Source organism: Escherichia sp. R1, assembly GCF_003000935.1.
Lineage (GTDB): Bacteria > Pseudomonadota > Gammaproteobacteria > Enterobacterales > Enterobacteriaceae > Escherichia > Escherichia coli.
Genome location: NZ_PSRU01000029.1, coordinates 19,033 through 31,793, shown reverse-complemented (window position 1 = coordinate 31,793; position 12,761 = coordinate 19,033). Strand labels below are relative to the sequence as shown.

Sequence of the window (12,761 nt, the reverse complement as noted above, 5' to 3'; positions counted from 1 at the left end):
ACGGGCGGTGAACAGGTCTATATCCACGCGCAGAAGAACATGGATACGGAGGTGCTGAATAATCGGACGACGGATGTGAAGGCTGACCACACGGAGACCATTGGTAACGACCAGAAGATAACGGTGGTGAAGGGGCAGACGGTTCAGGTCGGGACCAGAAAAGAAGGGGGCCACGACCAGAGTATCACGGTGGCGAACGACCGGTGCATCACGGTACGTAATGACCAGACGCTGCAGGTGACGAATGACCGGACGGTGAGCGTGAGTAATGATGACGGCCTGTACGTCAGAAATGACCGTAAAGTGACGGTGGAAGGGAAGCAGGAGCATAAGACGACGGGGAACCATGTCAGCCTGGTGGAGGGAAAGCACAGCCTGGTGGTGAAGGGGGACCTGGCGAGGAAGGTGAGTGGCGCGCTGGGGATAAAGGTCGACGGGGATATCGTGCTGGAGAGCAGCAGCCGGATAAGCCTGAAGGTGGGTGGCTCGTTTGTGGTCATCCATTCAGGGGGCGTGGACATCGTCGGGCCGAAAATCAGTCTCAATAGCGGCGGTAGTCCGGGGACGCCGGTGCCGGCGCTGCAACCGGCGGTGCTGAAGACACTGGGGGATGAGAAGAGTGGTGATGGCAGTGATTCCGGAGAAGAAAATGAAGACTCTGGAGGGAACTGCGTGACCGGAAGTGGTGGTGATGATCGAGGTGACGATGAGGATGAACCTGAAAAATATACTCTCCAGTTCCATTTTACAGACGATGACGGGATACCGTATTCAGAAACCCGCTACATTGCCTTCTTTGAGGATGGCACGCAGACCCGCGGAGAAACGGATGAAGAGGGGTATACAGAGCGTTTTTTTGTATCTAGCAAACATGAAATTAAAGTGAAGTTGCTATTTGCGAATGATGATTTTCTCTCAATGGAAGGACACTATGGACGATAATAATCAAACTTCTGGACAACCAAAGCCAGAGCCAGAAGAATGTGTGAAAGAGCAAAAAATAACAGATCATTTTAAAATAATGATTGATAAGGCTCGTAAGGCGCAAAAGTTGGTTTTGATAAAAAGAGCAGATGATCTTTTGAGATGGGGAGCACAGGAGGAATATGATTTCAGTAAGATCTTTGGTGTTAAAGGAAATAAGGAGGTTAATATAAGAAAATATGGACATAATACAGGTAGGCGCATGAATGCTAGATTTCTTATGATGGATGGTGTGAGAAGATTAATGATTATAGCTAATGATTTAACAATGAGCAGTTTTATAAATTATACAGGTTGTAATGAATTTGCAGCATTCGTCAGCCCAAGTAAGGATATGCCCTATATAATTAACATAGGCGCAAAATTTGAGTATAGAGATGGCAAAAAAAATCCAGTAACGGGAAAGGATTCTCATGTTGCTACTTTATGTCATGAAATGTCTCATATTCAGTGGTATTATGGGAATAATAAAAAAGGTGGTATGTGGTCACAGGATTATACAACTACTGATAAATATTCAACGTGCAAAGAGGATGAAGTTTCATATGACGAACATATCCGTATTGCAACTAAACTGATCTCTAAACAAAAAGATCAAATATTTGAGAATGCATATAACATAGAAAGATATTTTGAAATAAGATTAATTGAAAGTGAGATAGACTCGATTGATGATGAAATATTAAGCAATTCAGTTAAGAAAAAAATAGCGGAATTAGAAAAAGCACTTCTCCATTAACTAATAAGTCGAGAAATACATTAATGCTGCAAGCTATAAAAAAAATCATAATAATGACAATCGTAAATATTATATTTTTCTATTCCTTTCAATCGACTGCGGATGAAATGGTTTTAATAAAAAAATACGGGTTTGGGCTTGAGAGAGATATCAAAGGAAGGCCATTAATTTATCCTATCGAAAATTATGATGAGTGTAAGAAAAAATGCAATCATATGAATTATATAGCGGATGTCAATGCTCAATTAGCTATGAGTAAAAAAAATAACAGGATTTTTGCTAACATAACCTTTACTAACAATAGCTCTACCACGTATTTTTTTTCTAAACATTATCTACCTATGAAAGTAAAAGATGGAAAAGGAGATGAATATGATGCGATATGCAAAAAACCATTCAGAATCAACTCTGGGAATATCACGTTGGACTACTTAGGTGGTTCATGTCCTTTTGAAATTAATACGAATCCTGAACGGTGGAATACTATTAAACCAGGTCGTAGTTTTTTGTTGAGTATAACCTTAAATGATATGTATGCCTTTATACCAGGAGATAATTATTATTTTATAAAATCATCTGGCTATAAATTTGTTAATGACAAGTGGTTTACACTCAAATCAATCAATAATATTTTTCTTTATTTTTTAAGTTTAAAAATTAATTGTGCTGATGATTTTTTTGATATTAATAATTTTACTACATGTAATAATTTGTTATTAGATGAAAAAAAACACTTTTTTATTAATCAGTTATGGGCAATTGAGGATGAAAAAAATTCTATTTACGTCACCCCTGATGAAATTTCTATAAGTATAGACGGCGATAACTTAAAGTTGCCATATTAGGAATATGGGAAAGAACACGGTGCGCCGCTTTTTTGCACTAAATAATTTACATTTTATGTTCAATAATTGATACTAACATGTTGGATATTAAAGGTGAAATTATCACAACTGATGCGATGGGTTGCCAGAAAGATATTGCAGAGAAGATACAAAAACAGGGAGGTAATTATTTATTTGCTGTAAAAGGACATAAGGAGCGGATTAATAAAGCCTTTGAGTGAAACTTCCGCTGAAAATTCAGGTTAACCGCGTTCCATGCAAACAATTTTCAAATATTCATCAATAAATAAGGAGTTCCATGTTTATACGACCAGTCAAACCTTCAGATGTTGAACCATTAATGGATATGCTGCTTGACAGGGATCAATTTGATCAAGATGGCCTTCATCATGTACAAAAAACACTAACACATTATTTCTCAGGTCAATCTGCCGATTTATGGTTTAGTGCAGAACACTTGGGACTGGCAGGGATTGCCTACTGTGCTTCTGAAATGATGACAAATGATGTCTGAAATTTATTAATGCTCTGGATCAGTCCTTCCCATCAGCGCCAGGGAGTGAGACATCTGCTGATTAACGAAATAGAAAAGAGCTCACAATTAAACAGGCAAGACTACTATTAGTAGAGACCGCCAGCCATATCGATTTTAGTGCCGCCCGCGCATTTTATACAAAACAGGGCTTTATCAATGAGGCGATAATACGCAATTACTATGATGTTGGTGAGGATAAATTAATCTTCACTAAAAATATGCAATCGTGAGATAAAATATGCTTTAACTCATATGGAAACATTGCTTAAACAACTTGGTTGCTGCATATGATTCTTTAGCCCGCGGTAACTCGCTTACCACTGGTAACAAACGTGCCAGCACCTAAATGATGCAACGTATTGAGCTTATCATCATCAAACTGCCAGCGGCCTTCGACAAATACCCGTGCGTCTGCCGCTGCTGATACCACTTCGCCAAATAGCGTATCGTATTTTTCTTGCGCGGAAGTTGCAGGTAGCAGGCGACACTCCATCCACGCCAGACATTTTTCCTCGACCAGCGGCAAACCAAGCACCGGGCCTCTCACTACCGGAATGCCGTAGCAATTAAATTTATCTTCTTCACGACCCGACACACTTCCCACCGCCCACGTCCAGTTAGTCGCCGCAACGCCCGGGATAACGATGCCAAACTTACCGTTACGTTCAATCAACTCCCTGGTCCATGTCGATTTATCTACCACAATCGCCACGCGTGGCGGTTCAAACTCTACGGGCATCGACCAGGCTGCTGCCATAATGTTACGCCGCTGGGATTGCTCATCGAAACTGGTGATCATGACAGTTGGGCCATGATTTAACAGACGGCTGGCATGGTGTAATTCGACGGGAATGAATTGGCTCACGATATCGCCTCGCTATGAAGGGTGTTTTAAAAGCGTAGCTCGTAACGCAATAAGTAACGAAATTAACGGGATTGGCGATTTGCGAACGTGATGCATGTCCGCGATCGCACAAAATAGCCAGTGCGGCGTCTATTCCAGGTTATAAGTTGAGAAAACCACTAAGGGAAACGCCTGATGACGCCCATTCTGAATCATTATTTTGCCCGTATTAACTGGTTGGGAGCTGCTGCGGCCAATATTGATACGCTGCGTGCATTGCACCTGAAACACAATTGCACCATTCCGTTTGAAAATCTCGACGTTTTGCTGCCGAGGGAAATACAGCTTGATGATCAATCGCTGGAAGATAAACTGGTGATAGCCCGTCGTGGCGGTTACTGTTTTGAGCAGAATGGCGTGTTTGAGCGGGTGTTACGCGAGCTGGGGTTTAACGTTCGCAGCTTGTTAGGTCGCGTAGTGTTATCAAATCCGCCAGCATTACCGCCGCGCACCCATCGTTTGCTGTTGGTGGAACTGGAAGGGGAAAAATGGATTGCTGATGTCGGTTTCGGTGGGCAGACGCTAACCGCGCCGATTCGTTTAATGCCGGATATCATGCAAACCACACCACACGGAGAGTATCGGTTGTTGCAAGAGGGTGATGATTGGGTATTGCAGTTTAATCATCATCAGCACTGGCAGTCGATGTACCGTTTTGATCTCTGCGAGCAGCAACAAAGCGATTATGTGATGGGCAATTTCTGGTCGGCGCACTGGCCGCAGTCGCATTTTCGCCATCATTTGCTGATGTGTCGCCATTTGCCGGACGGTGGCAAGCTAACGCTGACCAATTTTCATTTTACCCATTATGAAAATGGGCACGCAGTTGAGCAGCGAAATCTACCAGATGTGGCGTCGTTATATGCAGTGATGCAGGAACAGTTTGGTCTGGGCGTAGATGATGCGAAACATGGCTTTACTGTGGATGAGTTAGCGCTGGTGATGGCGGCGTTTGATACGCACCCGGAGGCGGGAAAATAATTTATGTCAGGTTGCCGGATGTGGCGTAAACGCCTTATCCGGCCTACATTAGTCCGGTTGTAGGCCTGATAAGCGAAGCGCATCAGGCAACGGCATCAAAAATCAATGGCCCATTCAGCATGGAATAGAATCACCGCCGTGCCGGAAATGGTAACTTTCTCCGGTTGGTTATCTCGAATTGTCACCGTCACATCAATTACACCATCACGCCCTAATGCGCGCCCCTGATGGCCTTTAACACGCAACACGTTGCCATCGTGGGGCAATACGTTGTGATGTACTAACCATGCACCCATCGGGCCATTGGCATTGCCAGTCACCGGATCTTCCACAATACCAATCGCAGGCGAGAACATGCGACCGTCGGTTTCGCTTTTGCCTGGGCGGATCTGGAACGGGAAGAAACCATTGCAGCCAATCTGTTTGCTGATAGCGGTCAGCGCAGCAAGATCAGGCGAAAGGGCGTCGATATCCACTTCCGGCTTCAGTGGGATCATCACTTTTGAGTGTCCTGTTGTTGCCACCTGAATTGGCAAGCCTGGCAGAATATTGTCCTCAGTGAGATGAAGCGCGTTGATAATCGCTGCACGTGTTTCACCTTCCAGCGGTGGCTCAAAGCCTGGAGTACCTTGTTCCAGCGAAATACGATAATCATCATTTTGCTTTTCTATAGTCACACGATGTTTTCCTGCCAGCGATGTTTGCCAGACCGTGCAATTTCCTAAACCTAACACCTTTGCACGTACATAGTGCGCAGCTACTGTCGCGTGACCACAAATCGGAACTTCAACCGTTGGCGTAAAGTAGCGGATGCGCACATCGCTGTCGTCGCTGTGCAGCAGAAAAGCAGTTTCCGAATGACCTAACTCGCGGGCGATAAGCTGCATTTGCGCTTCACTGAGATTATCGGCGGGGAAAACAACACCGGCAGAATTGCCGCGAAATGGTTGAGAGGTAAAAGCATCGACGTGGTAAACCTGCGGTTTCATTAATGTTCTCCTGTGGCTGGAGAACTATCATAGCCTGCAAGTGGCCGGAGAGCGAAGGGCTATCCGGCCCGCGTGAGAATTAACGCCGCGAACGCACAATCTGATACCGACGAGTAAAGTACTCAAACGGCGCGCTCCAGACATGCACCAGTCGGGTGAACGGGAAGAGCAGGAAGATGGTCATTCCAAGCACCAGATGAACGCGAAATATAAAGGCGACACCATCAAGATGCGTAGATGCACCGCCCTGGAAAGTGACAATGCTTTGCGCCCAGCCCACCAGCTTCATCATTTCACTGCCGTCCGGATGTTGTGCTGAAAAAGGAATGGTGGTTAACCCAAGAATGCACTGAATTAACAAAATGGCGAGGATCAGGATATCCGCACCAGAAGACGTCACCCTGATACGCGGATTTGTTAAACGACGCACCAGTAGCCCCGCACCGCCAATCAGCGTCAATACCCCGCATATTCCGCCGAGGATCATCGCCATCTGCTGTTTTACCGCCACCGGCAGAAACCACGCGTACATCCAGTGCGGCGTTAACATGCCGAACAGATGACCGAAGAAGATCCCCAGAATGCCGATATGGAACAAGTTCGACCATAGCACCATCCCGCGTTTATCCAGCATCTGGCTGGAGGCGGCACGCCAGGTATACTGCCCGTAATCGTAGCGCAGCCAGCTTCCAAGGATAAAAACCGTGCCACACAAGTACGGGTAGATATCGTAAAAAAAGACGTTCAGATACTGAATCATTTCCCACCTCCCGCACTGATGTCGACATACTGCGGCGCGACATCCTGGCTAAAGCGTCGCTGATATTGATTAAGCGGCGAGCTGTCACACGCCGTGGCGTTATCTTCAATAAACTTCACCTGTTCTTCTTCCCACACCGCATCCAGCGCCTGGCGGGTGTCGTCACGCTCTTCACTGCGAATCTGTTTTGTGACACTGTCACTTGACAGAGGGCTTCCTGCCAGTTGCAACAGGGCGTCAAATAACGCGTACCACGGTGCCTCGCGTTGTTTTAAGCGTCCGCCAAGCAGGGCGAGGATCGGCGCAACGTTGAGTAATCCTTCTTTCGCCTGATCGTCCGGAAGTACGCTTAAATACTCCAGATACAGCGGTAGATAATCGGGCAGTTCCCTACAATTCAGTTGCAGACCGACCTTTTCATACTCCGCCAGCAGGTCCACCATTGCCTGGCCGCGATCGCGGGACTCGGCATGAACATGTTCGAACAGCAGCAGCGATGTGGTACGTCCACGGTCAAACACTTCGCACCATTCGGCCTGTTTATCCAGCAGCGGCGCGTTAAGCAGGTTGCGGGTAAAATCCGTAAGAATCGGTGCGTCGCGGCGGATCAACGCCAGCGCGTCCTCCTTGCATTCCCATAACAGCTCGTCCGGATACTCCATCAACAAGCCGATCACTTTGAGGATCTGCATTATTCGCCCTCCGCTTTGTCGCGCACTTCGGTGATGTTGATGGCATCGATACGGCTACTGTTGAACAGGTTGAATTTGCTGTCCGAACCGTGGCAACCGTCGCCAAAGGTAAAACCGCAGCCGTTGCGTTCTGCGAAGGCATCGCCCGCCATTTCCCGATGGCTTGTCGGGATGACGAAACGATCTTCATAGTTGGCAATGGCGAGGTAACGATACATCTCTTCGACCTGGGCGACGCTCAGACCTACTTCGTCGATGGCACGAGTATCAGTAACGCCTTCCACGGTTTGTGAACGCATATAGTGGCGCATCGCCATCATCCGTTTCAGCGCCCGCAGTACCGGACCGGTATCACCGGCACTCAACATATTGGCGAGATATTGCACCGGAATACGCAGGCTTTCGATGGCGGGCAGCACGCCTTCGCTTTTCGGCAAACCTCCCGCATCAGCGTAGGACTGAATCGGTGACAGCGGAGGAACGTACCAGACCATCGGCAGGGTGCGATATTCAGGGTGCAGCGGTAGCGCCAGTTTCCAGTCCATCGCCATTTTGTAGACAGGCGAACGCTGGGCAGCGTCAATCACGTTTTGTGGAATACCTTGTTTCAGGGCTTCCTCGATCACTGAGGGATCGTGTGGATCGAGGAACACTTCGCACTGGCGCTCATAGAGGTCAACTTCGCGCTCGGTGCTTGCCGCTTCCTCAATGCGGTCGGCGTCGTAAAGCAGCACGCCCAGATACCGGATGCGACCCACGCAGGTTTCTGAGCACACGGTGGGTTGGCCTGACTCAATTCGTGGGTAACAGAAGATACATTTTTCTGACTTGCCGCTTTTCCAGTTGAAGTAGATTTTTTTGTACGGACAACCGCTAATGCACAAACGCCAGCCACGGCATTTATCCTGATCGATCAGCACAATGCCGTCTTCTTCGCGTTTGTAGATAGCGCCGCTGGGGCAGGTCGCTACACAACTGGGGTTAAGGCAGTGTTCGCACAAGCGCGGCAGGTACATCATGAAGGTGTTTTCAAACTGCCCGTACATCTCCTTTTGCATGGCCTCGAAGTTGCGGTCGCGGGCTCGTTTTTCAAATTCGCCGCCCAGCAGTTCTTCCCAGTTTGGGCCCCAGATCACTTTGTCCATCCGTTTGCCGTCAATCAGTGAACGCGGACGGGCGGTGGGAATATGTTTGCCTTCCGGCGCGCTATGCAAATGTTCGTAGTCGAAGGTGAAAGGTTCGTAGTAATCGTCAATCTGCGGCACTACCGGGTTGGCGAAAATTTTGGTAATCACGCCCATTTTGCTGCCCAGACGCGGGCGTATCTTGCCATTCACATCACGCACCCAGCCGCCTTGCCACTCATCCTGATCTTCCCAGTTTTTCGGGTAACCAATGCCCGGTTTGGTTTCGACGTTGTTAAACCATGCGTACTCCATGCCTTCGCGTCCGGTCCAGACGTTTTTACAGGTCACCGAACAGGTATGGCAGCCGATACATTTATCGAGGTTAAGCACCATGCCGACTTGCGAACGTATTTTCATTTTTTCGCCTCCTGAACCTGATCGCGACCTTCATCATCCAGCCAGTTAACGTTCTTCATCTTGCGGATCATGATGAATTCGTCGCGGTTAGAGCCGACAGTGCCGTAGTAGTTAAAGCCCCAGGCCAGCTGCGCGTAACCGCCAATCATATGCGTTGGTTTCGGACAAACGCGGGTGACCGAGTTATGAATGCCGCTGCGCATGCCAGTTACTTCCGAACCAGGAATATTCATAATGCGTTCCTGGGCGTGATACATCATGGTCATGCCCGGCGGTACACGTTGGCTGACCACCGCGCGGGCAGTCAGCGCGCCGTTGGCGTTAAATACTTCCACCCAGTCGTTATCGACAATGGTCAGTTCTCGGGCATCGGTTTCGCTGATCCAGACAATCGGTCCACCGCGAGAGAGCGTCAGCATTAGCAGGTTTTCACTGTAGGTTGAGTGAATGCCCCATTTCTGGTGCGGCGTCAGGAAGTTAAGTGCTTTTTCCGGGAAGCCGTTTGGCGGTATCTGGCGCATTTCACTGACGCTACGGGTGTCGATAGGCGGGCGATAAGCCACCAGACTTTCACCAAAAGCACGCATCCACGGATGATCCTGATAGAGTTGCTGGCGTCCCGACAGCGTGCGCCACGGAATTAACTCATGAACGTTGGTGTATCCCGCGTTATAGGAAACGTGATCGCTTTCCAGACCAGACCATGTGGGGCTGGAGATAATTTTACGCGGCTGCGCCTGAATATCGCGAAAGCGAATCTTCTCGTCCTCTTTGTGCAGCGCCAGATGGGTATGTTCGCGTCCGGTGATCTCGCCCAGCGCCTGCCACGCTTTGACTGCAACATGGCCGTTGGTTTCCGGTGCCAGCGCCAGAATCACTTCTGATGCGTCAATCGCGGTATCAATCAGCGGACGCCCCTGTGCCGGGCCATCACGCTTGGTGTAATTAAGTTTACCGAGGAAATCAATTTCATCCTGGGTATTCCACGAAATCCCTTTACCGCCGTTGCCAAGTTTGTCCATCAATGGCCCGAGCGAGGTAAAGCGTTCATAGGTAGCAGGGTAGTCGCGCTCCACCGCCACAATATTCGGCGCGGTTTTGCCTGGAATCAGATCGCATTCGCCTTTGCGCCAGTCGAGCACTTCACACGGCTGTGAAAGCTCTGCCGGGGAGTCATGCAGCAGTGGTTGTAATACCACGTCGGTTTCTTTGCCGAGATGCCCTATGCACACTTGCGAAAAGGCTTTAGCGATACCTTTGTAGATTTCCCAGTCGCTGCGTGATTCCCAGGCCGGATCGACCGCCGCAGAAAGCGGATGAATAAACGGATGCATATCCGAGGTATTCATATCGTCTTTTTCGTACCAGGTGGCGGTGGGCAGAACGATATCGGAGAACAGGCAGGTACTGGACATACGGAAGTCGAGCGTCACCAGCAGGTCGAGCTTGCCTTCAATCGCCGCAGTTTGCCACTCGACTTCTTCTGGTTTGATCCCGTCGCTGGCACCGAGTTCCTGACCCTGAATCCCACTTTCGGTTCCCAGCAGATACTTCTGCATATACTCGTGGCCTTTGCCGGAGGAGCCAAGCAGGTTAGAACGCCAGACAAACAAATTACGCGGATGATTGCTGCCGCTATCTGGTTGTTCGCAGGCCATACGTAAATCGCCCGATTTCAGCGCCTGGGCGGTAAATTCTGTGGGAGATAATCCGGCATTGTCGGCTTCAGCTTTAATCCCGAGCGGATTACGCCCCAACTGCGGCGCAGAAGGTAGCCAGCCCATACGTTCGGCGCGAACGTTGAAATCAATCAGGTGACCGCTGTATTTACTGGCATCGGCGAGCGGTGAGAGCAATTCCTGCGCGGTGACTTTTTCATAGCGCCACTGGCTGGAGTGATTGTAGAAAAACGAGGTGCTGTTCATCTGGCGCGGTGGTCGGTTCCAGTCGAGCGCAAAGGCCAGAGGCAGCCAGCCGGTTTGCGGGCGCAGTTTTTCCTGACCGACATAGTGTGCCCAGCCGCCACCGCTTTGCCCGACACAACCGCAGAAGATCAGCATATTGATCATCCCGCGGTAGTTCATGTCCATGTGATACCAGTGGTTAACACCTGCGCCGAGAATAATCATCGAGCGCCCATGCGTTTTATGGGCGGTATCGGCAAATTCACGGGCGATGGTTTCAATATACTGGCGCGGAACGCCGGTAATTTGCTCGCCCCAGGCAGGGGTATAAGGTTTGATTTCAGCGTAATCTTTCGCGCTGTTTTCATCTTCCAGCCCGCGATCGAGGCCGTAATTCGCCAGTACCAAATCATAAACGCTGACCACCGGACAGGTGCTACCATCGGCTAATGTCAGGTTTTTAACGGGCAATTGGCGCACCAGGACAGGATTGTGTTTTACGCTGCGAAAATGTGGATTTTCAATGCCGCCAAAGTAGGGGAAGGCCACGCCTGCGACGGTGTCGTGTTGACCGAGCAGGGTTAACGACAATTCGGTTTCCGTACCGGCGGCAATGGATTCCAGGTTCCATTTGCCTTTTTCTCCCCAGCGAAAACCAATCGAACCGTTCGGCACCACCAGTTCACCTGCGGTATTAACTGCCACGGTTTTCCACTGCGGATTATTGCTTTCGCCCAGTCCATCCACCAGGTCAGATGCGCGGACCATGCGCCCGGGAACGTAGCTGCCATCGTCGCGAGGTTCCAGCATTACCAGCATCGGCATGTCGCTGTAGCGGCGGCAGTAGTTGATAAAATAATCGCTGGGATTATCGAGATGAAACTCTTTTAAAATGACATGGCCCATTGCCATTGCCAGGGCACTATCAGTGCCTTGTTTCGGTGCCAGCCACTGGTCGCACAATTTGGCCACTTCAGAGTAGTCAGGGGTAATGGCGATGGTTTTAGTGCCTTTGTAGCGTACTTCGGTAAAGAAATGGGCGTCCGGCGTACGTGTCTGCGGTACGTTAGACCCCCAGGCGATGATGTAACTGGAGTTATACCAGTCGGCAGATTCCGGTACGTCGGTTTGCTCGCCCCAGGTCATCGGCGAGGCGGGCGGCAGGTCGCAATACCAGTCGTAGAAGCTTAAACAGGTGCCACCTAACAGCGACAGATAGCGTGTTCCGGCGGCGTAAGAAATCATCGACATCGCCGGAATCGGTGAGAATCCGGCAACGCGATCCGGGCCGTAAGTTTTGATGGTCCAGACGTTAGCAGCGGCAATCAGCTGATTTAGCTCCTGCCAGTTGGAGCGGATAAAGCCACCGCGTCCACGCACTTGTTTGTAGCTCAGGCACTTTTGCGGATCGTTCATAATCGATGCCCACGCCAGTACCGGATCGCTGTGTTGCTTGAGGGCTTCGCGCCACAGTTCAATCAGTCGTTTACGAATGAGCGGGTATTTCAGGCGGTTAGCGCTGTAGAGATACCAGGAGTAACTTGCGCCACGCGGGCAGCCGCGAGGTTCATGATTTGGCAGGTCAGGGCGAGTGCGCGGGTAGTCGGTCTGTTGGATTTCCCAGGTCACCAGACCATTTTTAACGTAGATTTTCCAGCTACAGGAGCCTGTACAGTTAACACCGTGGGTGGAACGCACGATTTTGTCGAACTGCCAACGCTGGCGATAGCTGTCCTCCCAGTCGCGGTTGCTATGCATCACCTGTCCGTGACCATCGGCAAAGGTTTCGCCCTTTTGTTTGAAGTAGCGAAAGCGATCCAAAAGTTTACTCATGACATAACTCCTGCTCCAGGAATGAATTGGGATCTGATGCCTTGTCGGATG

Annotated in this window: 11 protein-coding genes and 1 pseudogene; 6 read left to right on the top strand and 6 right to left on the bottom strand. The window is 49.4% G+C overall.

The features are described 5' to 3' along the window. From C4F37_RS24795 to C4F37_RS24775, 5 genes and pseudogenes are all read left to right on the top strand, one after another. Positions 1 to 942: bacteriophage T4 gp5 trimerisation domain-containing protein (locus C4F37_RS24795; protein WP_086518981.1), on the top strand; the 942-nt coding region annotated here is incomplete at its 5' end. Then, positions 932 to 1,723, top strand: coding sequence for a zinc-dependent metallopeptidase (locus C4F37_RS24790; protein ID WP_001773915.1), 792 nt, complete (start codon positions 932 to 934; stop codon positions 1,721 to 1,723). The genes C4F37_RS24795 and C4F37_RS24790, both read left to right, overlap by 11 nt. A 23-nt stretch (positions 1,724 to 1,746) precedes the next feature. Continuing rightward, complete coding sequence (locus C4F37_RS24785) at positions 1,747 to 2,568, top strand: hypothetical protein (RefSeq protein ID WP_001556957.1); 822 nt, start codon at positions 1,747 to 1,749, stop codon at positions 2,566 to 2,568. Between the two features lie 74 nt (positions 2,569 to 2,642). Continuing rightward, positions 2,643 to 2,786: pseudogene (locus tag C4F37_RS24780) on the top strand (ISAs1 family transposase); the annotation flags it as partial. A gap of 80 nt (positions 2,787 to 2,866) precedes the next feature. Then, on the top strand, positions 2,867 to 3,082 hold the full coding sequence (locus tag C4F37_RS24775) for a hypothetical protein (RefSeq protein ID WP_000470661.1): 216 nt from the start codon (positions 2,867 to 2,869) through the stop codon (positions 3,080 to 3,082). 316 nt (positions 3,083 to 3,398) lie between these two features. Here the strand turns inward: C4F37_RS24775 and C4F37_RS24765 are convergent, their stop codons facing one another. Continuing rightward, positions 3,399 to 3,968 carry a flavin reductase family protein gene (locus C4F37_RS24765; protein WP_000077285.1) on the bottom strand — a complete coding sequence of 190 codons (570 nt, stop codon included), beginning with the start codon at positions 3,966 to 3,968 and terminating at the stop codon, positions 3,399 to 3,401. Between the two features lie 174 nt (positions 3,969 to 4,142). Here C4F37_RS24765 and nhoA point away from each other — a divergent pair, with 174 nt between their 5' ends. After that, on the top strand, positions 4,143 to 4,988 hold the full coding sequence (gene nhoA, locus C4F37_RS24760; RefSeq protein ID WP_000187876.1) for an N-hydroxyarylamine O-acetyltransferase: 846 nt from the start codon (positions 4,143 to 4,145) through the stop codon (positions 4,986 to 4,988). Positions 4,989 to 5,083: 95 nt separating this feature from the next. Here the strand turns inward: nhoA and C4F37_RS24755 are convergent, their stop codons facing one another. The 5 genes from C4F37_RS24755 to narZ all read right to left on the bottom strand — a co-directional run bounded on the left by C4F37_RS24755 (position 5,084) and on the right by narZ (position 12,710). Next, on the bottom strand, positions 5,084 to 5,977 hold the full coding sequence (locus C4F37_RS24755) for a PhzF family isomerase (protein ID WP_001538749.1): 894 nt from the start codon (positions 5,975 to 5,977) through the stop codon (positions 5,084 to 5,086). A 79-nt stretch (positions 5,978 to 6,056) separates the two neighbouring features. Continuing rightward, entirely contained in the window at positions 6,057 to 6,737 is a 681-nt protein-coding gene (gene narI, locus C4F37_RS24750; RefSeq protein ID WP_000617137.1) for a respiratory nitrate reductase subunit gamma, read from the bottom strand. After that, complete coding sequence (gene narW / locus C4F37_RS24745; RefSeq protein ID WP_001538751.1) at positions 6,734 to 7,429, bottom strand: nitrate reductase molybdenum cofactor assembly chaperone; 696 nt, start codon at positions 7,427 to 7,429, stop codon at positions 6,734 to 6,736. The genes narI and narW overlap by 4 nt, the downstream gene beginning before the upstream one ends. Next, positions 7,429 to 8,973: a nitrate reductase subunit beta gene (gene narH, locus C4F37_RS24740; protein WP_000702528.1), complete on the bottom strand. Its 1,545-nt coding sequence runs from the start codon at positions 8,971 to 8,973 to the stop codon at positions 7,429 to 7,431. The genes narW and narH overlap by 1 nt, the downstream gene beginning before the upstream one ends. Continuing rightward, positions 8,970 to 12,710 (bottom strand): nitrate reductase Z subunit alpha, encoded by a 3,741-nt coding sequence (gene narZ, locus C4F37_RS24735; protein WP_001773916.1) that lies wholly within the window; start codon positions 12,708 to 12,710, stop codon positions 8,970 to 8,972. The genes narH and narZ overlap by 4 nt, the downstream gene beginning before the upstream one ends. Between the last annotated feature and the right edge of the window lie 51 nt (positions 12,711 to 12,761).

Excerpts from the sequence above, each read along its gene's own strand:
- narZ (WP_001773916.1), bottom strand. The coding sequence starts at position 12,710 with ATGAGTAAACTTTTGGATCGCTTTCGCTACTTCAAACAAAAGGGCGAA.
- narH (WP_000702528.1), bottom strand. The coding sequence starts at position 8,973 with ATGAAAATACGTTCGCAAGTCGGCATGGTGCTTAACCTCGATAAATGT.
- narW (WP_001538751.1), bottom strand. The coding sequence starts at position 7,429 with ATGCAGATCCTCAAAGTGATCGGCTTGTTGATGGAGTATCCGGACGAG.
- C4F37_RS24755 (WP_001538749.1), bottom strand. The coding sequence starts at position 5,977 with ATGAAACCGCAGGTTTACCACGTCGATGCTTTTACCTCTCAACCATTT.
- C4F37_RS24790 (WP_001773915.1), top strand. The coding sequence starts at position 932 with ATGGACGATAATAATCAAACTTCTGGACAACCAAAGCCAGAGCCAGAA.
- C4F37_RS24785 (WP_001556957.1), top strand. The coding sequence starts at position 1,747 with ATGCTGCAAGCTATAAAAAAAATCATAATAATGACAATCGTAAATATT.
- narI (WP_000617137.1), bottom strand. The coding sequence starts at position 6,737 with ATGATTCAGTATCTGAACGTCTTTTTTTACGATATCTACCCGTACTTG.
- C4F37_RS24775 (WP_000470661.1), top strand. The coding sequence starts at position 2,867 with ATGTTTATACGACCAGTCAAACCTTCAGATGTTGAACCATTAATGGAT.
- nhoA (WP_000187876.1), top strand. The coding sequence starts at position 4,143 with ATGACGCCCATTCTGAATCATTATTTTGCCCGTATTAACTGGTTGGGA.